The following is a 23,673-nucleotide window of genomic DNA, read 5'->3' on the forward strand; positions in this document are numbered from 1 at the left end:
GCGAATTCTTTAATTAAAATGTTACTGTAACAATTGCCTCTTTAATTTCTGTATAAGGTATTTGTTGCTCTTTTTGAACTGTTTCTTTTCCTTTTCCTACTTTTTTCGGTTCTCTTGCTTCCCAAGACAAAATTATAAAAACATCGTTAGCTTCTACTAATTCTGCTTCAATTTTTTCACTATTTGTAGTAACAATCAATGTTCTACCAATATTTTTTATGTATTGTCTTGTAAATTTCAAAGGAGATCCTACTCCAACTGATGCTACTTCAAGCGAAAAATCCTGCTCTTCACGATCCAGATTATTCTCGATTGCACGACTAATATCGATACAATCCTGCAGCGCCACTCCGTTATCTCCGTCTAAACCCACACTGATCTTGAATGAGTCTGAAATACTCAAATCAATCAAAAAGATTGATGGCTTTTCTAAAAGAGCCTCAGTTATTAATGCGTTTACTTTTTCTTTAAATGTCATAATTTTATAAAAAGAGGGGACACTTAGTCCCCTCATTATTTAGATTTTAATAAATAACGGTGCAAATATAGTGTTTTTTTTATAAATCAAAATAAATTGATTGCTGTAAAAATAATTCTTATCTTTATAAGAGCATAAATATTAAAGGATTTTCTAATAATTTAATCTATTCAAATTTATGAAACGAATTTTAGTTCCTACCGATTTTTCTGAACACGCAGAAGATGCCCTGAAAGTTGCTGCTCAGATTGCCCAAAAAAACAATTCTGAAATTGTAGTCCTGCACATGCTGGAGCTACCGAGCCAAATGAACGATGCCATCACCGGAGGAGTAAGCATTCCTGAAACCATTTTATTTATGAAAAAGGCGAATGAAATGCTCGATGCAATTACCGAAAGACCTTACCTCGAAGGTATTAACGTAACCGAAATCGTAAAAATCGACAAAACCGTACACGGAATATCCTCTGTAAGCAAAGAAAACGAAATAGATCTGATTGTAATGGGCTCTCATGGCACCTCAGGAATTCAGGAACTTTTAATTGGATCTAACACCGAAAAAGTAGTCCGCCATTCTGAAGTTCCGGTGTTAGTTATTAAAAAAGACATCAATGATTTTAATGCTGCCCATATTGTCTTTGCCTCTGATTTTTCGGATGAAACCAAAAAACCTTTTAAAAAGTTAATTGAATTCACCGAATTTTTCAATTCAAAATTACACTTGGTCATGATTTGCACTCCAAATAGCTTCAAACCAACTCACGTGGCAGAAAAAATCATAGATGAATTTGTAGCCGAGTTTCATCTGAGCAACTATTCTACACACATTTATAACGACACGAATATCGAAAAGGGAATTATTAATTTTTCCAACAGCGTAAATGCAGATATCATTGGAATGTGCACACACGGAAGAACCGGTTTTGCGCACTTTTTTAACGGAAGCATCAGCGAAGGATTAGTCAACCATGCCGTACGACCGGTAATTACTTTTAAAATCTAAATTGTAAAAGCTTGAAGTTTGAAGCTTGAAGTTCGAAGTTTTCACCTGATCCTATTGGATTTCGATTTTCTAAAATTTAGATTTCAAAAAAGTTTTTCCATAAAAAAAGCCTCTCAAATTGAGAGGCTTTTATGTTGGTCTACAAGGACTCGAACCTTGAAAGACTGCACCAAAAACAGTTGTGTTACCATTACACCATAGACCAGCAATGCTGTTAAGCGAGTGCAAATTTAAAGCTTTTTTTAGTTTGCGCAAACTTTTTCGACAGAAGCACAAATAAATATTGATAAATCATTATTCCTCAACCTCTTTGTTACCTTTATTTTTTTTATCTAACCAATGAGACTTTAAAATCTATCCGCTTTAATACTATTTTCAAGCACTAAAAAGATTTTCGAACTAATCCTTAATTTTTCCACACCCGAATTTACAGGAAAGAATGCAAATTCTTATCTAAGAATATTTTATAAAACATTGTATTCGCAAAGCTAAATCAATACAAAGCTTTGCGAACTTTGCCTTTTATAAAAGCTAAGAGCAAAAAAACTTAGCGATCTCTGCGGTAAATTCCACACCTTTGATCTGCAAAAATTTTAAAATAAGCGCATAAAAAAAGCCTCTCGATTGAGAGGCTTTTATGTTGGTCTACAAGGACTCGAACCTTGAAAGACTGCACCAAAAACAGTTGTGTTACCATTACACCATAGACCAGCAATGCTGTTAAGCGAGTGCAAATTTAAAGCTTTTTTTAGTTTGCGCAAACTTTTTGGCCAAAAAAAATCATTTTTACTCATTTTTTTTATTCCAAAACACCTAATATTTTCACAAGTGTTTTACAAACAGCGCCTTACTGCTATTAAATACATTTGTAGAATTTTTTGTTAATGCTCGTTTCTTTAAACAAAAAAACATTTTCTTTGTAAGATAGAAAACATACAAAATTTTAATACCTAAATATGGCACAATTCAATTTCAATAAATGGAATACAATTATTGGTTGGTTTGCATTTGCAATCGCTTTAATTACTTACACACTAACAGTTGAACCCACTATGAGCTTTTGGGATTGTGGCGAATACATTGCCACAGCTGCAAAACTTGAAGTAGGGCATCCGCCCGGAGCCCCTCTTTACCAAATGATGGGCGCATTTTTTGCCATGTTTGCAACAGATGACCAACATATAGCCTTAATGGTAAACATGATGTCTGTTTTCTCAAGCGCATTCACCATTTTATTTTTATTCTGGTCTTCCTCTATGGTTTTAAAGAAAATCATAGCTCGTTTTGCTGAAATCAATACTAATAATTCAATTGTAATTCTAGGAAGTTCTTTTATTGGTGCCCTTGCCTATACTTTTTCTGATAGTTTTTGGTATAATGCCGTTGAAGCCGAAGTTTATGCTATGGCATCCTTATTAATAGCATTGCTTTTCTGGCTTGGACTTCGTTGGGAACAAGACATGAACACACCTAAAGGAAACAAATGGCTCTTAATTATTTCGCTTGTAGTAGGACTTTCATTTGGAGTTCACTTTATGGCTTTATTGACCATTCCTGCAATTGGATTTTTATATTTTTTCAAAAACTATGAAAAAGTTACCGTAAAAAACTTTATTATCGCCAATGTTGTAGTAATTGCCATTTTGTTATTCATTTTCAAATTACTTTTACCTTTAACAATGGCTTTCTTCGGGAAAACCGAAGTTTTCATGGTCAATAGCCTGGGATTACCATTTGATTCCGGAACTATTTTTGTTGCTTTATTATTTATAGCTTTCTTTTATTTTGGATTAAAATTCACCAAACAAAAAGGATTGGTTTTCTACAATACTATTATTCTTTGTATTTTATTTATTTTAATTGGATTCTCAACCTGGTTTATGCTACCTGTTCGTGCTAACGCCAATACGGTAATCAACGAAAATAAACCATCAGATGCTGCCGAGGTTTTAGCCTATTATAATCGTGAGCAATACGGTGTAAACCCCCTGTTTTATGGCCCTCAATATACCGAAGTTTTTTCAGGACTAGATGCTACCACTCCTTATTTAGACAAAAAACCTAACTACGAAAGAGATTATAAAACCGGTAAATACATTATTACCAATAACTTTAAAAATGCAGAACAAAATTCTGATGACAATCAGAAAACGATTTTGCCTAGAATGTGGAGTACCGAGCCTGGTCATATCGAAAATTACATCAATTTCTCGAACCCGCCTCAGTTTAAAATCAATCCTAATTATCCTTATGAAGAGGATTTAGCACAATACGGGATTGATGCCAGCCAATTAACTGAAGAAGAATACAATAAAGCAATTGCGCAGTTAAGCAATGAGGTCGAAAAAACGGTTACTGAATTCAGACAAGCCTACGCGCAAAAGCAAATTGATAACGAAGGCTATGTTAAATTCTTAAGAAGTTATGAAAAATATTTAATTATCGAAAAACCAACAACCTCAGATAATTTCAGTTTTATGTTCGAATATCAATTTGGATATATGTACTGGAGATATTTGATGTGGAACTTTGTCGGCCGTCAAAACGATATTCAGGGTAAATACGACAACCTTGACGGGAACTGGATTAGTGGAATCAAATTTATGGATTCATTGCATCTTGGACCTCAGGACAATTTACCTGCCGATGTTTTGAACAACAAAGGACGAAATGTATATTTCTTCCTGCCTTTTATCTTAGGATTAATTGGCTTGATGTGGCACGCTAATAAAGATCTAAAAAGTTTTTACGTTCTTTTAGCCTTGTTTTTATTTACCGGAATTGCCTTAAAAATATACCTAAACGAAAGGCCTTTTGAACCTCGTGAAAGAGATTATGCACTAGTTGGCTCGTTTTATGTCTTTGCCATCTGGATTGGTTTTGGGGTGTATTCACTTTATGAAACCATTCAGAAATACATTACCCCAAAAATAGCAGGACCAGTTATTCTTGCTGCAAGCTTTTTAGCAGCACCGGTTTTAATGGCTTCTCAAAACTGGGATGATCATGACAGATCAAACAAATATACAGCTGTAGCAATGGCAAAAGCCTATTTGACTTCTTGTGATAAAAATGCCATATTATTTACCATCGGAGATAATGATACTTTCCCGCTTTGGTACGCACAAGAGATTGAACACATTCGTACCGATGTAAAAATCGTAAACACAAGTCTTTTCATGACGGATTGGTACATTGACCAAATGAAAGCCAAATCATACGAATCTGATCCTCTGCCTATTTCATTTAAACATGATGAATATGTGGGTGACAAACTAGACTACGTCGCGTATATCCAAAAAGTAGAATCCCGTCTGGATATTAAAGATTTCCTGAGTTTTATCAAGCATCCAAAATCTACTGTAGGTTTACAAAACGGTCAAACGATTCATTATTATCCGACCAATAAAATCAGACTTACAATTGATAAAAACAAGATCATTCAAAACAAAGTTGTCAATCCTAAATACAATGATTCGATTGTTCCATATATCGACATTGACATCAAAGGAAGCGCTTTGTATAAAAACCGTTTGATGATGTTGGACATTTTGGCTAATAACGACTGGAAAAGACCTATCTATTTTAGCGGAGGAGCTTTTGACGACGAAGATTACTTATGGATGAAAGATTTTCTTCAATTGGATGGAATGGTTTACAAATTAGTTCCAATCAGAAACACTCCTTCTAAAGAGGGCGGACCAATGGATATGGGTCAAATTGACGCTGATAAGATGTATAATATTGTAATGAAATGGGATTGGGGTAATAGTAATGGAAACATTTATCACGACCCAGAGACCAGACGCAACAGCATTACCTACAGAACTAATCTTTCAAGATTAATGAATCAGCTAATTGAAGAAGGTAAAATTGACAAAGCTAAAAACGTCATTAATTTAGCTCTGACCAAAATGCCTTTGGATGAATATGGCTATTATTCACTAGTAGAGCCTTTCGCCGATGGTTATTACAAAGTTGGAGATGCCACAAAAGCACGTGCTTTATTAGATCAGTTAGTTGTAAAATACAAAGAGAATCTGAATTATTATGCCACGCTAAATGCAGTAGATCAAAATGATTTAACTATTGACATCATTACAGATATCGAACGTTACAGAGGCTTATTATTTGTTATGAAAACTTACGACAAGCCGTTCTATGAAAAACATAAAGTAGCTTTTAATACTTACATCAATGTTTTTGAACGTTTTAGAAGAGACAAAGAATAAATATCAAATTCAAATAAAACAAAAAAATGCAGCACTACTTTTTAATAGTGTTGCATTTTTTTTTACATCTTACTTATGCAAAATTTGCTATTGGCTTTTCTTTTTTCAATAAATAAAATTTCGTAACTTTAGTACAGTTTTAATAATTTACTTATCAAAAAAAACAGTACCATGAGTTTCTACTGGGTAAAAACGAACGCATTTATCAAAAGAGTATTTTCTAAATATTGCTGGGACATTCCCAATAATGAAAAGAAAATATACCTAACTTTTGATGATGGACCAACACCTGAAGTAACCAATTGGGTTTTGGATGAATTAAAAAAATACGAAGCAAAAGCAACTTTTTTCTGCATCGGAAAAAATATAAATTCTAATCCTGAATTGTTTTTAAAAATTAAAAGCGAAAATCATTCGATAGGAAACCACACTTTTAATCATCTTAACGGCTGGAAAAGCGGCACTGATGATTATATAAAAAATGTAACTGATTGTGCCGAGATATTAAAAAAAGAAAAAACGACTACTTCATTATTATTTCGTCCACCTTACGGAAGAATCAAAAAAGAGCAATCTAAAGTTTTACGCAAACTAGGTTATAAGATTATTATGTGGGATGTTTTAAGTGCCGATTTTGACAGAAATATTACGCCTGAAAAATGTCTTGAAAATGTAGTGAAAAATGTAAAATCAGGCAGTGTGATTGTTTTTCATGACAGCATAAAAGCTTCACAAAATCTTAAATTTGCGCTACCTAAAACATTAGATTTCTTAAATAAAAAGGGATTTGTATTTGATGTAATCCGATAAAACTACAACTGTTCCTGAACAAGACCAATAATCGTGTTGGCATCTAACTCACCAGATTGTCTCCAGATCATCTGTCCGTCTTTATAAATCATTAAAGTCGGAAGTCCTTTTATACGAAGAGCATCGGCCAGTTCTTGATTTTTATCGACATCTATTTTGATCACTTTAGCTTTATCACCAAGTGCTGCCGCTACATCCTTAATTACAGGGTGCATGGATACAGAAGATTCGTTCCAGTCTGTGTAAAAGTCAATTAACACAGGGACATGAGCATTTATTAGTTCTCCAAATTTTGACATAAAACCAAAAATTTAATTTTTTTAATCTACTAAAAAGAGATAAACATTCTACAAATGTAGCATTTTTACCGAATTAAGCCACATTGTTCCCTTTTTTTAGTTCAATAACCGTGATTTCTGGCATAATTCCCACACGACCCGGATACGCATGAAAACCAAAACCGCGATTAACATAAACATATCTTCCCACGTTTTCGTATAAACCAGCCCATTGTTTATAAACGTATTGTGCCAAACTCCATTTAAAATAGCCCGGAATTTCAATGCCAAATTGCATTCCGTGTGTGTGTCCTGAAAGCGTTAGATGAAAATTCTTTGGATGGTTTTTAATTTCATATTCCCAATGACTCGGATCATGACTCATAACCACCTTAAAATCTTCCTGAGCGACATTTTGCGAAGCTTTGTTTAAATCTCCCGCTTTTTTAAAATTATGACCCCAATTCTCCACTCCTATCAACGCAATTTTATCATCGCCTTTTTGAATGTAAGCATGTTCATTCAATAAAAGATTAAAACCAATTTGGCCGTATAATTTTTTTATTTCCTGAAAATTTTCGTTTTTCTCTTTTTCTGATGGCCACGTAACATATTCGCCATAATCGTGATTTCCGAGAACAGAGAACTTTCCGTGTTTATAATTTTTTATTCTATTAAAAGAATTTATCCAGGGATGCATTTCTTTGGCGTGCGTATTCACTATATCACCCGTAAACAAAATCATATCAGAGTCTTGCTCGTTTATCAGATCTATCGCATAATTTATTTTTTCCGGATTATCAAAACTTCCACTGTGAACGTCTGAAATCTGAGTGATTTTAAAACCATCAAAAGCAGCTGGTAAATCTGGAAAAAAAATAGTCTGTTTGAAAACTTTGTAATTGTATTTCCCTTCAAAAATTCCATAAATCAAAGATAAAAAAGGAACAGCAGCCAATCCTAAAGCAATCTGACTGATAAACTTTCGCCTGTCTGGCATTATTTCCTTTCGGGGAGCATTGTACATACAATAATTCAGGATACTGGCTCCTATTCTAAAAATATCTTCACCTAATAAAACTATAGTTATGACAATTTTTGGCACATAAACCAACAGCATCAACCCCATTGTAAACATGGTTTGCTTGGTTTGTCCAACAGAACGGTCAAATTGCGTAAAGGAATAAACGATAAAAACTAAAAGCAGTAAACTTATAATCTGATAGCTTACCAAAACCCAACGCAGCTTAATTAAAGTTCGGAGAGCCTGATAAGAATATATTTCAACAAATAAAAAAAGAGCACAAAGAATTAGAAAGCGAACAATCATTGATTAAAATTTTTGAACAAAGTAACAAAGAATGATGAATTGATTGCTTTATATTATCAAAATTTTAACTAGAAATCCATACATTTTTTGACAAATTCAACAGCTGATTTAAATTAAGTTTAAAGTGCAATATAATTTCAAACAACAAATTCGTTTTTAAAACCCAATTGCTTATTTTTACAGACTAATATTTTTTTTATGTCAACTCAAAAACGTCTTTTTCTTCTCGATGCTTACGCCTTAATTTTTCGTGGTTATTATGCCTTCATAAAAAATCCGCGAATCAACTCAAAAGGAATGGACACATCCGCTATCATGGGTTTTATGAACTCCCTTTTGGATGTTATTAAACGTGAAAAACCAGATCATTTGGCCGTTGCTTTTGATAAAGGAGGAAGTCAGTTAAGAAACGAAATATTTCCTGAATACAAGGCAAACCGCGACGTAACTCCCGAAGCCATAAAAATTGCCGTTCCTTATATCTGCGAGTTATTGAAAGCGATGCACATTCCGATCATTGAAGTGGCGGGTTTTGAAGCCGATGACTTAATTGGAACCATTGCCAAACAAGCCGAAAAAGAAAATTATCAGGTTTTTATGGTAACGCCCGATAAGGATTTTGCACAATTGGTTTCTGAAAACATCTTTATGTACAAACCTGCCCGTATGGGTAACGGAATCGAAATTTGGGGCGTTCCGGAAGTTTTAGCAAAATTTGAAATTGAAAGACCTGAGCAGGTAATTGATTTTCTTGGAATGATGGGCGATGCTGCCGATAACATTCCAGGACTTCCGGGTGTTGGTGAAGTAACAGCTAAAAAGCTTTTGAAAGAATTTGGCACAATGGAAAATCTTTTAGCTAATACAGACAAGCTAAAAGGAAAAATGAAAGAAAATATCGAAGCCAACAAAGAAAAAGGTTTGTTGTCTAAAACCCTCGCAACGATATTATTAGATTGTCCCGTAACTTTTAACGAAGCTGACTACGAATTAACGCGTCCTGACATCGAAAAAACTGATGCTATTTTTCAGGAACTGGAATTCAGAAGAATGGCAGAACAATTTGATAATTTATTTAAAGTGGGTGGTGGAAATGAATTAGCAACTACAGCTCCGGCTTCGGATGCTAAATTATATAAAAAACCACAAGCCAAAAACGAAGATCAATTCGATCTTTTTGGCGGAGGAAATTCTGAAGAAGAAACAGAAACTACCCGAGCTTCGTTTTACAATACTTTAGAGAATACACCACACTCCTATCAAGCCATTCAGGGCGATTTGGGTATAAAATTGCTTTTACAAAATTTACAAAATCAGACTTCGGTTTGTTTTGATACTGAGACGACCGGCTTAGATGCTTTGCACGCTGAATTAGTCGGAATTGCATTTTCTTATGAAAAAGGAAAAGGCTTTTACGTTCCTTTCCCGGAAAATCAGGAAGAAGCTCAAACTTTGATTGAAAAATTCAGACCTTTTTTCGAAAATGAAACTATCGAAAAAATTGGTCAGAACTTAAAATATGATTTAAAAATACTTTCTAATTACGGAATTTCGGTAAAAGGAAAATTGTTCGACACCATGATTGCGCATTATTTGATTAATCCTGATATGCGTCATAATATGGATATTTTATCGGAAACGTATTTGAAATATGCACCAAAATCTATTGAAACTTTAATTGGTAAAAAAGGTAAAAATCAAATTTCGATGCGCGATGTTGCCATCGAAGACATCAAAGAATATGCTGCCGAAGATGCTGATGTAACGTTTCAACTAAAAGAAATTTTCACATCCGAATTAGACAAAACCGAAACTAAAAAGCTTTTTGACGAAATCGAAATTCCGTTAGTAACTGTTTTGGCCGATATGGAAACAGAAGGAATTCGTCTGGATGTTGACTTCTTAAAACAGATGTCAACCGAAATGGAAGTTGAAATTAAATCTTTGGAACAAAAAATCTACGAAACAGCTGGCGAGAAATTCAACCTGGCTTCTCCAAAACAATTGGGAGATATTTTATTTGACAAGCTAAAAATTGGCGGAGCAAAGCAAAAGAAAACCAAAACAGGTCAGTACGCAACTGGCGAGGAAGTATTGTCGTATTTAGCCAATGACCATCCTATTGTGAAAGAAATTCTGGACTGGAGACAAATGGTAAAATTACAAAGCACTTATATTTTGGCTTTGCCAGAACAAGTTGATAAAAAAACATTACGTGTTCACACCGATTATATGCAAACTGTTGCGGCTACAGGACGTCTGAGCTCTAATAATCCAAACTTGCAAAACATTCCGATTCGTACCGAAAGAGGGCGTCAGATTCGTAAAGCTTTTGTAGCCCGTGACGAAAATCACACCTTGATTTCTGCCGATTACTCGCAAATAGAACTTCGAATTATCGCTGCCTTAAGTGGTGAAGAAAATATGATTGCCGCTTTTAAAAACGGAGAAGACATTCACAAAGCAACTGCTGCCAAAGTTTTTGATGTGCCGTTGGATGAAGTTTCACGAGAGCAAAGAAGCAACGCCAAAACTGTAAACTTTGGAATTATATATGGTGTTTCAGCTTTTGGATTGAGTAATCAGACTTCGTTGTCTCGTAGTGAAAGTGCTGCTTTGATTGAAGCGTATTATAAAACCTATCCACGTTTGAAATCATACATTCAGGAACAAATAGAATTCGCACGCGAAAATGGTTATGTACAAACGATTTTAGGTCGTCGTCGATATTTAAAAGACATCAACTCAGCAAATGCCGTTGTTCGTAGCGCTGCCGAAAGAAACGCCGTAAACGCACCAATTCAGGGAAGTGCCGCCGATGTGATAAAAATTGCGATGATTAACATTCATAAAAAACTAAAAGGCGACAACTGGAAGTCTAAAATGCTGCTTCAGGTACATGATGAGCTTGTGTTTGATGTGCATAATGATGAGTTAGAAAAAATTCAGCCGATGATCAAACACGAGATGGAAAATGCTTTTATGATGAGCGTTCCGCTAGATGTTGAACTTGGTTTGGGTAAAGACTGGCTGGAAGCGCACTGATAATTTTAGATTTTAGAGTGTAGATTTTCTTATAAACCACGCAAGCAATAAACGATTAATGAAGAAGATTTTCTTTCTCTTTTGTGTATTTTATTCAACAATTACTTTTTGTCAGGAAACCTTTTATTTAGAAGGAACTTTGGCAAAAAGTAAAATCTATATGAAAATTGAAGTTTATAAAGATGATAAAGAAACAAGCCTGACAACTACTTATTTTTATCAGAATTCACTAAAGGATATCCGATTAGAGGCTACTTTAAAAAATGAAACTTACACCTTCTTCTTTAAACCAGACAATGTAATAACTGAAAAATTCTATTTAAAGAAAGGTAATAATAATCACTTTGAAGGGTCCTGGTATAATGCTGAAGGAAAACAGTTTCCAGTTCAATTAGAACCTATCAACTTTTCGAATTACAAATCAAATCTGGATCCCTATTATGAAAAGGAGAAATTAAACCTTGTTAAATGTAAATTTTTAGAATTCAAAAAACAAAAAACCACTCTTTACAACAACAAAGAATTTATCTGGTACTCTGAGAAACATTGTGATTCTGATTTTTTTAGATTAGGAACTAATTTTTCAGAGAAAAATAAAGCTCGTATTAATCCTGTTTTAGAAAACATACATATTGAAAATACACTCGCGCAACTCAACTGCGCTTCCACTTTTGAATATAGCGAAGGAAAAGGAATTGAAGGAAATTCGACAATAACCTTTTTAAATGAAAACTTATTAGGTTTCGAAACCTCAATGTTTTGGGATTGCGGAGGTGCACATCCTGATTTTGGAACTAATGGTTATCTAATTGATCTGAACAGCGGAAAAAACTATGAAATCGATGACATTATAGCCTTTGACAAAAGTGTAACAACGGAGAAACAAAGTGATTTTTCAGGGTTTTCAAAATATCGATCGACTTATTTTGCACCAAATTTACTTGCCATTATCACTTCAATTGAGCATTTTGTAAAACCAAAAGACGGAGATGATTCCTGCGATTACACTAATACAGAATATTGGGATTTTATTTCTTGGAACTATACTGAAAAAGGTATTGAATTTACACCATACTTTCCACGAGTAGAGCGATCTTGCGAGGAATCTTTTTTAGTGCCTTTTGAAAAATTAAAGAAATATAAAAATCCTAAATTTCCTTACGGTTTGAACTAAAAAAAACCTCGAAGTTAAATTCGAGGTTTTTTGTTTATTTCTTACGAGTAGATTCTCGCTCTTTTAGTTTTGTTTTGATGACGATGGTTTCGTAATCTGAGGTTTCTTCTTCTGATTCTTCTAATCTTTCGATCAATTTTTTAGCAGCTACTTCTCCAATCTCAATTCCGTGTTGACTTACGGTTGTTAAACTTGGTGACAAACGTCTTGAAGCCAAAATTCCATCGGCAAAACCAATTATCGAAATATCTTCCGGCACTCTGAATCCTTTTTTCAGACTCACACGCAATGCGGCCACGGAGTCATTTTCATCCAAAGCAAAAATAGCATCAATTTTATGATCAAAAATAGCGTCAATTTTACTTTTCATGTCTTCTTCAGAATCGGTGCGGATGATAATTTTTTCGTTTAACGAAATATTATTGTCTTTTAAAGCTTTCAAATAGCCATCAGCTCTTAATTTACCAACACTCAAATTATCAACAGACGAAATCAAAGCGATATTTTTGCAGCCTAAATCAATTAAATGTTGTGTTGAGTTTAAGGCCGAATCAAAATCATCTACTACTACTTTATCGCATTCTACTTCATCTGCAATACGATCGAACATCACAATTGGCGTTCCATCATTGATAATTGCAGAGAAATGACTGTAATCCTGAAGTTTCTGAGCTTCTTCAGAAACCGAAAGAATAAATCCGTCGATGGTTCCGTTGCTCAGCATTTCAAGGGTATGAATTTCTTTTTCTAAAGACTCATTCGAAATACAGGTAATTACGTTATACCCTTTTTTATCAGCAACCTTTTCGATTCCGCTAAAAACCTTGGCAAAAAAGGAGTTTAGTATATTAGGTATAATAACCCCTATAGTTTTGGTTTTACGATTTTTTAGATTCAGACCAATAACATTAGGCTTATAATTTTTGAGTTTGGCATACTCCTTAATCTTTACCTTTGTTTGCTCGCTGATTTCCGGGCTATCATTTAGTGCCTTAGAAACTGTAGATACAGAAACATTAAGTTCTTTTGCAATTTGTTTTAGAGTTGCTTTAGCTTTCATAAATAGATATGAGTTAATTAATCGTAATTGTAAAGTCGAAAGTTAACAAAATGGCACTTATTATACAATTATATGTGTAAAAAAGAGTAATTATGCTTAATAAACGTCTTTAAGTTGAAAAAAGTGTAATGTACAATAATTTTCTAATGCAAATGTAATATAATTTATGAAAGACAGACCATAAGTATGATTTGAAATAGGAGTCGCTTTTTACGTATTGTAATATACATTTGATAATCAGTATTCAAAGCACTAAAAAATAATCTTTTAAGGTATTTGGTTTTAAAATAATTAATTGTACTTTTGCATCCCCTTTATTGGGGATGGAATGTTTAATTAAAATAATATTATGGACGCATTAAGCTACAAGACAATTTCAGCTAGCAAAGCCACTGTAACTAAAGAGTGGATTGTTGTTGACGCTGAAGGTCATAACTTAGGTCGTCTTGCTTCAAAGGTTGCAATGATCTTAAGAGGTAAGTACAAACCAAGTTACACACCGCACGTTGACTGTGGAGATAACGTAATTGTTATCAACTCAGAAAAAATTAACCTTACAGGTACAAAGATGAATGACAAAATTTACATGCGTCATACAGGTTACCCAGGAGGACAAAGAACTTTAACTGCTAAAGTATTGCAATCTAAAAACCCTGCATTATTAGTAGAAAAAGCTGTAAAAGGAATGTTACCTAAAAACAAATTAGGAGCTGAACTTTTTAGAAATCTAAATGTTGTTGTAGGACCAGAGCACAAACAAGGAGCTCAAAAACCTAGAACTGTTAACCTAAACGATCTTAAGTAATGGGAGTTATTCACAAAATCGGTAGAAGAAAAACCGCTGTTGCACGTGTATATGTTTCTGAAGGAACAGGAAAAATCACTGTAAACAAAAAAGAATTCGCAACTTACTTTCCAACTGCAACTTTACAATACAAAGTTTTACAACCAATGTCTATGACAGAAAATGTAAACAACTTTGATGTAAAAGTAAACGTTTACGGAGGTGGTTCAACTGGTCAGGCAGAAGCTGTAAGAATGGCATTGGCACGCGTTATGTGTGAAGTAAATGCTGAAAACAGAGCTATCCTTAAACCAGAAGGTTTATTAACAAGAGATCCAAGAATGGTTGAACGTAAGAAATTTGGTCAGAAGAAAGCTCGTAAGAGATTCCAATTCTCTAAACGTTAATATTACCTGTCTTGTACATTGGTACAAGGCACTCAATTATTTATTGAAATTAAAAACACAGTTGTTGTTGCTCTCCTATCGAGGTAGGAAATAGTTTAGCATCTAAATGTATAAAGCCTGGGAAACCGCCATTTATACATTGCTAATCAACAGAACGTAAACTAGTACAAAAATGGCAAACAAAATAGAAGTTAAAGACTTACTAGAAGCAGGTGTTCACTTTGGACACATGACTAGAAAATGGGATCCAAACATGGCTCCTTACATTTATATGGAGCGTAATGGTATTCACATTATCAATCTATATAAAACTGCAGCAAAAATTGAAGAGGCTAACGAAGCTTTGAAAAAAATCGCTGCATCAGGTAGAAAAATCTTATTCGTAGCTACCAAAAAACAAGCTAAAGACATCGTTGCTGAAAAAGCAAAAGCTGCAAACATGCCTTACATCACTGAAAGATGGCCAGGTGGAATGCTAACTAACTTTGTAACTATCAGAAAGGCAGTTAAAAAAATGTCTTCTATTGATAAAATGAAGAAAGATGGTACTTTCATGACGTTATCTAAAAAAGAGCGTTTGCAAGTTGATCGTCTTCGTGCTAAATTAGAGAAAAACTTAGGTTCAATCGCTGACATGTCCAGACTACCAGCTGCATTGTTCGTAGTAGATATTAAAGCTGAACATATCGCAATAAAAGAAGCACAAAAATTAAACATTCCAGTTTTCGCAATGGTTGATACGAACTCTGACCCAAGAGAGGTTGATTACGTTATTCCTGCAAATGATGATGCTTCTAAATCAATTGACAAAATTTTATCTTTAGTTACTGCTGCTGTAATTGACGGTCTTTCTGACAGAGGTTCTGAGAAAGAAACTGAAGCTACAGAAGAAGTTGCTGCTGAAGCTCCTGCTGCTGTTGAAGCTGCACCGGCTGCTGAAGCTGCTCCTGCAACTGAAGAATAAATCAAATTTAAATTCCAAATTTTAAATTCCAAAATCCAAGAATAATTAAAAACATAATGTTGATAATTTATTAAAATTGGAGTTTGGAATTTAAAAGATGGAATTTTTACTTTTAACATTAAAATTCAAAATATTATGGCAACAATTACTGCTGCAGACGTAAATAAATTAAGACAATCTACAGGTGCCGGAATGATGGACTGTAAAAAAGCTTTAGTTGAGGCTGATGGAGATTTCGATAAAGCGATACAAGTCCTTAGAGAAAAAGGACAAAAAGTTGCTGCTAACCGTTCTGACCGTGAGTCTTCTGAAGGAGCTGCTGTTTCTTTTATCAATGCTGACAATACTAAAGGAGCTATCATCACTTTAAACTGTGAGACTGACTTCGTAGGTAAGAACGAAGCTTTCGTAACTTTGGCTAAAGAATTAGTTGAAAAAGCGATTAACTTCTCTTCTAAAGAAGAATTCTTAGCTTCAGATTTCAACGGAATTACTGTTGCTGAAAAATTAATTGAGCAAACTGGTGTTATTGGTGAGAAAATCGAAATCGGTGGTTTCGAAATTTTAGAAGGTGCTTTCGTAGGATCTTATGTTCACGTTAACAAAATTGCTGCATTAACTGCAATTTCTGCTGCAATTCCTAACGCTGACGTTTTAACTAAAGATGTTTCTATGCAAGTTGCTTCTATGGGAGCTGATACATTATCTTACAAAGATTTTGATCCTGCTTTTGTTGAATCTGAACTTGCTGCTCGTATTGCTGTAATCGAAAAAGATAATGAAGAAGCAAAACGTTTAGGAAAAACATTGAAAAATGTTCCTAAATACATTTCTTTCTCTCAATTAACTGAAGAAGTTATCAAACAAGCTGAAGAAGATGCTAAAGCTGAATTAAAAGCTGAAGGTAAACCAGAGCAAATTTGGGACAAAATTATTCCAGGAAAAATACAACGTTTCATTTCTGACAACACTACTTTAGACCAAGAAAAAGCTTTATTGGATCAAAACTTCATCAAAGATGACAGTAAAAAAGTGGGTGATTATGTTAAAGGATACAACGTTGAAATTACAGGTTTCAAAAGAGTTACTTTAGGTTAATATATTATTTCAATATAAAAAGTCCCGAATATTCAGTTATTCGGGACTTTTTTTTTGTGAGATGTGAGATGTTAAATATGAAAAGTGAAATCTGAAAAAGTTAGATTCTAACAACTTCAAGAAAAGTGTCACAAATCTATTTTATCTTGAGCCGAGTTTAAGCAAATCATTTTGTAAAGCTCCTGTTTTTCATCCAATCCATTTCACATTTCACATTTTACATTTTACATTTTACTTTTCACATTTCACATTTCATTTTTTATCCTTAATAGGGAAATTTCTGGCACGCATCAATGCATCCGATTTTGGAGCTCTTCCTCTAAAACTTTCGTATGCTTTTTCCTGATCGATTGTGTTTCCAACGCTAAACACATTATCGTATAAACGCTTTGCCACTTCTTTATCATAAGCTCCTTTTCCTTCTGTAAAAGCCTCCCAGGCATCTGCATTGATAACATCTGCCCATAAATAGCTATAATATCCCGCTGCATATCCATCACTGGAGAAAATATGTGCAAATTGCGGAATTCGGTGACGCATCACGATTTCTGACGGCATGTGCAATTTGTCTAAAGTTTCTTTTTCGAATTGATGCGGATCAATTGTTTCGGTAGTCAGGTGCAATTTCATATCGATTAAAGAACTTGAAATAGTTTCTACAGTAGCAAATCCTTCACCAAAATTACTGGCTTGCTCTATTCTTTCTACAAATGCTTTTGGCAACGGCTGACCTGTTTTATAATGCAAAGCAAATTTATTTAAAACCTCTGGAGTACCCAACCAATGTTCTAATAATTGGGAAGGAAACTCCACATAATCTCTTGCTACAGCAGTTCCAGCTAAACTTGGATAGGTAACATTCGAACACAATCCGTGAAGCGCGTGACCAAATTCGTGAAACAAAGTCGAAGCATCTTCCCAAGAAATCAAAATGGGTTCGTCTGTACTCCCTTTTATAAAATTACAATTGTTAGAAACGATCGTAAGAACCTCTCCGTTTAGCTTTTGTTGCTCACGATACGAGTTCATCCAGGCTCCAGAGCGCTTTCCGGCACGTGCATAAGGGTCAAAATACCATAATCCCACTACTTTTCCCGTTAGCTTATTACTTACTTCCCAAACACGTACATCTGGATGATAAACCGGAACATTGGTAATTTGTCTGAAATTCAAATTAAACAATTCACCCGCAACCCAAAACATCCCCTCACGTAGTTTTTCTAACTGCAAATATTGTTTTACTTCGTTTTGATCTAAATCGTATTTTGCCTTTCTAACTTTCTCAGCATAATAACGATAATCCCAAGGCTGAATTTTAAAATTTCCTCCTTCGGCATCCACAATCTTTTGCATTTCGGCCACATCATCTTTTACTTTTGCAACCGCTGGCTCCCAAACAGAATTCATTAAATCTAAAGTCTTTTGCGGATCTTTGGCCATTTTATTAGATAAATTCCAATCTGCAAATGTAGCAAAACCAAGTAATTTTGCCTTTTCCTGACGTAATTGCAAAATCTTTACCACCGTTTCATTGTTATCAGTTGCATTACCATTATCACCTCGTTTTACAAAAATATCAAAGGCTTTTTCCCGTAAATCTCTACGGGTCGAAAAGGTCAGAAATGGCTCGATAGAAGAACGTGTATTGGCCACACAACCCATAATTTCTAATTTTCTGGTCTTCGCTTCAGCAATAGCAGCATTTTTTACTTCGTTTGGCAAACCTGCAAAATCATTTTCCGTTTTTAATTCTACATACTGATTGTTTTCTTCTGCTAATAGATTTTGACTGAATTTTGTAAAAAGAGAAGCCAACTCCTGGTTAATTTTACCAACTTTTGCTTTTGTATTTTCATCTAATTTTGCTCCTTCACGAACAAAACGAGTATAATACCACCAAATCAAACGTTGCTGCTCACTGGTTAGTTTTGTACTTTCCTTTGAATTATATAATGTTTCAATTCGGGTAAAAAGCTTTCTGTTTTGATACACTTTGTCACTAAACGCAGACAATTTAGGTGACATTTCTGTATCAATTTTATTGAATTCCGGACTGCTTAAATTCGATCTGTAAATGCCATAAACCGCCGAAATCCTGGACATTGTTCTTCCGGACAATTCTAAAGCTGCAATGGTATTATCAAAAGTAGGTGCTTTTGGATTATTTGCAATAGCGTCAACTTCATCTAATTTTTCCTGAATTCCAAATTCAATTGCAGGTTTAAAATCTGAAACTTTGTATTCATTAAAAGCAGGAACTCCGCCATAAGGTCCGGTCCATTTTTGAATCAAAGGATTATCAGCTTGGGTTTGCGCATTTACCGAAAAAATCGTACTACTCATGATAAAAAGGGTTATTAATTTCTTTGTTTTAGTAATTTTCATAAATGAAAAAAGATTTGTTATACTTCAAAAATAACCAAAAATTAGGACAACTTAGGTAAATGATTCTTTTTAAAGAAAAGGCTGCTGTCAATCATTTTTTACCTTTAAAAAAAGAAAACATTTTAAGAAAATCCTTTCTAATAAAATAACGAAATGATTGATTTCTATTCTATATTTGTTTGACTAAACCGAAAAACCAAAAACCTTGAAAAAGTTACTTTTTATTTTATTATTCATAATCTCTTCTGTACAGGCACAAAACAATAGTTTATTCTGGGAAATCTCCGGAAATGGCCTTTCTAAGAACTCGTATTTGTACGGAACCATGCATGTTAGCGAAAAAGTCTCTTTTCACTTATCTGATTTATTTTTCAAAAACCTTTTAGCGGCAGACATCGTCGCAAACGAAAGCAATCCGGAAACCTGGAGTGATTTGAATAATTTAATGAAAAACAATTATAATGATTCTTATCTAAATAACTACCGAAACAATACCCAATATTCTGATTTTTATCTGTTTCCAACTGAAAAAGAAACGATTAAAACCATTTTTGTAAACGACAATACTTTTTTCAGGAATATGCTTTCAGGAGTTGAAGGCGATCAGGCCGATTTTCAGGAAAACACCGTTCTGGATATGTTTATTTTTCAAACAGGAAAAAAATACAAAAAGAAAATAACAGGTCTTGAAGATGCCAAAGAATCAATGATTTCGTTGCTAAATATAATGGGCGATGATGCAACACCAAAAGAAGAAAACAAGCTGCTGTTAATGAAAATCATCAAAAACAGAAACCCAACTGAGGTAATGAAAGAATACTATCGCGAAAAAGATATCGTAATGCTTGACTCTATCTACAAACTGATGTTTTCTAAAAAAGCACACGATGCCCTGATTGTTAACCGCAATATCATAATGACCAAAAGTATTGATTCTATTGCAAAAACAGGAAGTTTGTTTTCTGCTGTGGGCGCAGCGCATCTTGCCGGAAAAGATGGCATTATTGAGTTATTAAGACAAAAAGGATATACGGTAAAACCCATCATTGATGTTTTTACCGAAAAAGGAAAAACCCAAAAGAAGGATATCGAAGCTTATTTCCCAAACCCAAATTTTGCAGTTACCAATACCAGCGACGGAATGATAACGCTTCCGTTGTATAAAAAAACTGTCGAAGAAAACCAAACCTTAGGATCGCCAGATTTTACCAATGGCGGCGCTATCAATATCAAAAGAATTCCTTTAAATCAATTTCTAAAAAAAGACAACGACGTTTATGAGCCTAAATCGCTCGATAGTTTGTTTTTCGAAAAAATTGCCGGCGATATTATTCAGAAAACCTATTTTGAACAGGAAAACTACTCCGGATATGATATTAAAAACATCACGAAAACCGGAAATAACCAGCGTTCCAAATTCTTTATTACACCGCTCGAAATCATTTCGGTTTCGATGAATGGCCCCACAAATTATGTAAGACAATATGAAAACGACGTTTTTGAAAACATCAAAATCAAGTCTTTTAAAACCAATTGGGAGAAAATAAAACCTAAAAAAGGAGGATTCGAAATAGAATTGCCTGCATTCAATTTTGTTTTTGGAAACAGTATTGAAAAACCAAATAACATCGAAATTCAGGCCTATGACAATACCGAAAAAGGATATTATTTTCTGACTGAAAAAACAATAAACGAAACCAGTATTATAGAAAACTCAGAATACGAGCAGCAGCAAATTCATTATCAGTTTTACCTGCAGCACGATATAGACTCAACGAACACAAAATTTGACAAAGACAAGAATACTTTTGTTTCGGCTTCGACATTGGGTACAAAAAAAATAAATCTGAAAACTTTTATAGCTGGTAATAAATACTATTTATTGGGAACCGTAAATGCTTCGGACAATAATACAAACCGTTATTTCGATTCTTTTTCTCCTACTCCAATTCTTTATCAGTCTAAAAACAAAGTTTTTACCGATACCTTGGCTACATTTAGTGTTGAAATTCCTGAAAAAGAAAATGAAAAGCTTTTCCTGAATTTAGCAGCAGAGAAAAGAAACTCTAAAAATACTTTTGAAGATTCCGGCAACTTTTATTCGTTTGAATCAGAAACAAAAAAAACGGTCGATTTACAATATTATAAATACTCAAAATACGAAAGCACAATTAGCAACGACAGCGTTTATAGACGTTTCAAAAAAACATTCCTAAACTACAGAGACAATAGAGATGATGATGATTTTGAAGAAAACTTTAATCCCAATTTCACACAATTACCGGCTAGTCAGACCTCGTTGCTAAATACCAATATGCATTCTAAAAAAGGGTTTTCAAAATCTGTATGGAATAAAATTTTAAGAAATAAAAACGACGATTATCAAATTCTGAAGGAATCTTCCTTTTATGATCAGGACAAAAATATCTATACTATTGAGGCTTTGGTTTCGAAACCAAATGCTTCGCAAGCAGTAAAATACAAAGTTTTGTATCGCAATAATGCTTTCTATTCGATGAGTAGTTTAGTAGAAAAAAATAATCCTGATAACGATGCTTTCGTAGAAAAAGCTTTTACAACTTTACAATTAAAAGAAACCGATAAAAAAGCCCTTTCTGAAGACAAAGTACAGCTTTTTATAACAGATGCTAAAAGCGAAAAAGACACTATTCGATACTCAGCCTTAAAATCTGTAAACATGCTTACTATCGAAAAGAAAGATTTTGATAAGGTTAGCAGCTTTCTGAGCAGCTTTAAATTTAAAGATAATGAAACAGATGCGATTAATACCTTAATTGGAAAAATAGGCAAAATTGATGATACACGAGTGATTCCGTTTTTGGAGCAATATTACAAAAACGAAGCAACCAAAACTACGGTTAGAATTAGTATTCTGGAAGCACTTTCTAATCAAAAAAATAAAAAAGGGTACCAAAAAGTAAACGAATTATTAGAATTTGACTTACCGCTTCCGGACAATGAATATGAAATAAAAGGATTGTTTTATGCTTTTGAAAACGATGCTGAAAACAGTAAAGAACTGTTTCCTGACATTTTTCAGTATTATAGTATTACCGAATACAACAAGCCTATTCTGGACTTTACAAACATTTTATTAGAGAAAAAACTAATCACAGTAAAGAAACTAAATGTTTTCAAAAAAATCATACTTACCAATGCAAAACTAGAATACAAAAGGGTTTTAAGCTGGAATCAGAAAAAGAAAATAGACAAAGAAGATGAGGAAGAAACAGTAGAAATTTATGATGATTATGATTCCCGAAACTCATTAGAAAATATTGTCAATTATATGGATTTGCTTTCTAATTTTGACCAAAATAATGAAACAAAAGACTTATTCGACAAAATAAAAAAACTGGATATTCCGGAACTTAACATCGAATTACTGCGTCTTGGAATTATACACAACAAGCTTTCAGAACCGGAAATAAAAACTGCTTTGGAGAATCCAAAAACGAGATTTATTACCCTCAATCTGTTGCTCAATGCAGACAAAAAAGAGTTTGTTGCTTTATCAGATGATGAAATTGCAGCGTCGGCTTTGATGAATTTTACAAATCCTGCTTTACAAGATTCTATTCAGTTACTAAAAAAACAAATAGTAGAACACAACGGAAAAGAGATAACGTATTATTTTTATCAGATTTCAAAAAAGGTAAAAGACTCCGAAATCACTCAGAAACAATTATGTGCTTTGGCTTTTATCTATGAGAATAAAAAAATAAATCCATTGGCTTACAACATGCTTTCGCTAAAAGAGATTACTGAAGATGAAAATCTGGAGGAACAATATGAACTTATTATCAATCAATCGCTAAATGGTAACCATCCAAGAGCCAGCTTTGTAAAGGAAAAAGCCGAAAAACAAACTAATCCTGAATTGGAATTTTAGAAGTCAATTTTCTCAAAATTAATTAACTTTATAACCTGAAACTAAACTTACTTTATGTTTAAGACCAAAAAAGAAATTGTTTTTGTAATTCTGGCCGGGATTTTTATAACGAATGCTGTTGTAGCGGAGCTTATTGGCGGTAAACTCATTCAGATTGGTCCTTTTGTAATGAGTATTGGGATTTTGCCATGGCCAATTGTTTTTTTAACAACCGATTTAATCAATGAATATTTTGGAGAAAAGGGCGTTAAAAAACTCTCTTTTATAACCGCCTGTCTAATTGCGTATGCCTTTATTATTTTATTTATGGCACTCACCATTCCGGCTGCTAAAGGAATAAGCCCAGTAAATGACGAACAGTTTCAGGCAGTTTTTGGGCAAAGTATGTGGATTATTGTGGGAAGTATTATTGCTTTTATGGTTTCGCAACTGATCGATGTAAGCGTTTTTTGGTTTTTTAAAAACAGAACAGGTGACAAAAAAATATGGCTTAGAACTACAGGTTCAACAATAATTTCGCAGCTTTTCGATTCATTTATTGTACTAGGAATTGCATTTTGGCTACCCGGAAAAATAGATTTTGATACCTTTATTTCTTCGGCATTAACGGGTTATGTTTTCAAACTTTCAGTTGCCGTTTTACTAACTCCCCTGATTTATGCCGGACATCATTTAATCAAAAAATATTTAAAAGAAGACAACTCAGATTAAG

At 33.8% G+C, this 23,673-nt stretch carries 16 protein-coding genes and 2 tRNA genes; 11 read left to right on the top strand and 7 right to left on the bottom strand.

Going from position 1 to position 23,673, the window contains the following annotated elements; translation table 11 throughout:
• Positions 1-13: 13 nt before the first annotated feature.
• Positions 14-478, bottom strand: coding sequence for a ribosome assembly cofactor RimP (gene rimP / locus GON26_RS14820; RefSeq protein ID WP_031454413.1), 465 nt, complete (start codon positions 476-478; stop codon positions 14-16).
• 178 nt (positions 479-656) lie between these two features.
• On the opposite strand from rimP, the gene GON26_RS14825 reads away from it, so the two are divergent.
• Positions 657-1,481, top strand: a complete 825-nt coding sequence (locus GON26_RS14825) for a universal stress protein (protein WP_160375561.1) — start codon at positions 657-659, stop codon at positions 1,479-1,481.
• A 134-nt stretch (positions 1,482-1,615) separates the two neighbouring features.
• Here the strand turns inward: GON26_RS14825 and GON26_RS14830 are convergent.
• Positions 1,616-1,686 (bottom strand) — tRNA-Gln (locus tag GON26_RS14830).
• Between the two features lie 435 nt (positions 1,687-2,121).
• Positions 2,122-2,192, bottom strand: a tRNA-Gln gene (locus GON26_RS14835).
• 245 nt (positions 2,193-2,437) lie between these two features.
• Between GON26_RS14835 and GON26_RS14840 the strand changes: the two genes are divergently transcribed.
• Positions 2,438-5,713 (top strand): glycosyltransferase family 117 protein, encoded by a 3,276-nt coding sequence (locus tag GON26_RS14840; RefSeq protein ID WP_160375562.1) that lies wholly within the window; start codon positions 2,438-2,440, stop codon positions 5,711-5,713.
• Between the two features lie 171 nt (positions 5,714-5,884).
• Positions 5,885-6,523 carry a polysaccharide deacetylase family protein gene (locus tag GON26_RS14845; protein ID WP_160375563.1) on the top strand — a complete coding sequence of 213 codons (639 nt, stop codon included), beginning with the start codon at positions 5,885-5,887 and terminating at the stop codon, positions 6,521-6,523.
• Between the two features lie 2 nt (positions 6,524-6,525).
• On the opposite strand, the gene GON26_RS14850 is transcribed toward GON26_RS14845, so the two are convergent.
• Complete coding sequence (locus GON26_RS14850; RefSeq protein ID WP_160375564.1) at positions 6,526-6,822, bottom strand: thioredoxin family protein; 297 nt, start codon at positions 6,820-6,822, stop codon at positions 6,526-6,528.
• A gap of 73 nt (positions 6,823-6,895) precedes the next feature.
• Positions 6,896-8,131, bottom strand: coding sequence for a metallophosphoesterase (locus GON26_RS14855; protein ID WP_160375565.1), 1,236 nt, complete (start codon positions 8,129-8,131; stop codon positions 6,896-6,898).
• 198 nt (positions 8,132-8,329) lie between these two features.
• On the opposite strand from GON26_RS14855, the gene polA reads away from it, so the two are divergent.
• Both polA and GON26_RS14865 read left to right on the top strand, forming a co-directional pair.
• The gene (gene polA / locus GON26_RS14860) at positions 8,330-11,176 is read left to right on the top strand and encodes a DNA polymerase I (RefSeq protein WP_160375566.1); all 2,847 of its coding nucleotides are present in this window, start codon (positions 8,330-8,332) and stop codon (positions 11,174-11,176) included.
• Between the two features lie 160 nt (positions 11,177-11,336).
• Positions 11,337-12,350: a hypothetical protein gene (locus tag GON26_RS14865; RefSeq protein ID WP_230407943.1), complete on the top strand. Its 1,014-nt coding sequence runs from the start codon at positions 11,337-11,339 to the stop codon at positions 12,348-12,350.
• A 34-nt stretch (positions 12,351-12,384) separates the two neighbouring features.
• On the opposite strand, the gene GON26_RS14870 is transcribed toward GON26_RS14865, so the two are convergent.
• The gene (locus GON26_RS14870) at positions 12,385-13,410 is read right to left on the bottom strand and encodes a LacI family DNA-binding transcriptional regulator (protein ID WP_160375568.1); all 1,026 of its coding nucleotides are present in this window, start codon (positions 13,408-13,410) and stop codon (positions 12,385-12,387) included.
• A gap of 349 nt (positions 13,411-13,759) precedes the next feature.
• Here GON26_RS14870 and rplM point away from each other — a divergent pair, with 349 nt between their 5' ends.
• The 4 genes from rplM to tsf all read left to right on the top strand — a co-directional run bounded on the left by rplM (position 13,760) and on the right by tsf (position 16,663).
• Positions 13,760-14,215 carry a 50S ribosomal protein L13 gene (rplM, locus tag GON26_RS14875; protein ID WP_160375569.1) on the top strand — a complete coding sequence of 152 codons (456 nt, stop codon included), beginning with the start codon at positions 13,760-13,762 and terminating at the stop codon, positions 14,213-14,215.
• The gene (rpsI, locus tag GON26_RS14880; protein WP_007808909.1) at positions 14,215-14,601 is read left to right on the top strand and encodes a 30S ribosomal protein S9; all 387 of its coding nucleotides are present in this window, start codon (positions 14,215-14,217) and stop codon (positions 14,599-14,601) included. The genes rplM and rpsI overlap by 1 nt, the downstream gene beginning before the upstream one ends.
• A gap of 172 nt (positions 14,602-14,773) precedes the next feature.
• Complete coding sequence (gene rpsB, locus GON26_RS14885) at positions 14,774-15,565, top strand: 30S ribosomal protein S2 (protein WP_160375570.1); 792 nt, start codon at positions 14,774-14,776, stop codon at positions 15,563-15,565.
• A 135-nt stretch (positions 15,566-15,700) separates the two neighbouring features.
• Positions 15,701-16,663 carry a translation elongation factor Ts gene (tsf, locus tag GON26_RS14890; protein ID WP_160375571.1) on the top strand — a complete coding sequence of 321 codons (963 nt, stop codon included), beginning with the start codon at positions 15,701-15,703 and terminating at the stop codon, positions 16,661-16,663.
• Positions 16,664-16,915: 252 nt separating this feature from the next.
• Here tsf and GON26_RS14895 read toward each other — a convergent pair whose 3' ends face one another.
• Positions 16,916-19,048 (bottom strand): M3 family metallopeptidase, encoded by a 2,133-nt coding sequence (locus GON26_RS14895; RefSeq protein WP_160375572.1) that lies wholly within the window; start codon positions 19,046-19,048, stop codon positions 16,916-16,918.
• A gap of 205 nt (positions 19,049-19,253) precedes the next feature.
• On the opposite strand from GON26_RS14895, the gene GON26_RS14900 reads away from it, so the two are divergent.
• Positions 19,254-22,961, top strand: coding sequence for a TraB/GumN family protein (locus GON26_RS14900; RefSeq protein ID WP_160375573.1), 3,708 nt, complete (start codon positions 19,254-19,256; stop codon positions 22,959-22,961).
• 54 nt (positions 22,962-23,015) lie between these two features.
• Complete coding sequence (locus GON26_RS14905) at positions 23,016-23,672, top strand: queuosine precursor transporter (RefSeq protein ID WP_160375574.1); 657 nt, start codon at positions 23,016-23,018, stop codon at positions 23,670-23,672.
• Position 23,673 lies beyond the last annotated feature (1 nt).

Origin of the sequence: Flavobacterium hydrocarbonoxydans, assembly GCF_009789235.1 — a bacterium.
In the GTDB taxonomy this organism is placed as follows: Bacteria; Bacteroidota; Bacteroidia; order Flavobacteriales; family Flavobacteriaceae; genus Flavobacterium; species Flavobacterium hydrocarbonoxydans.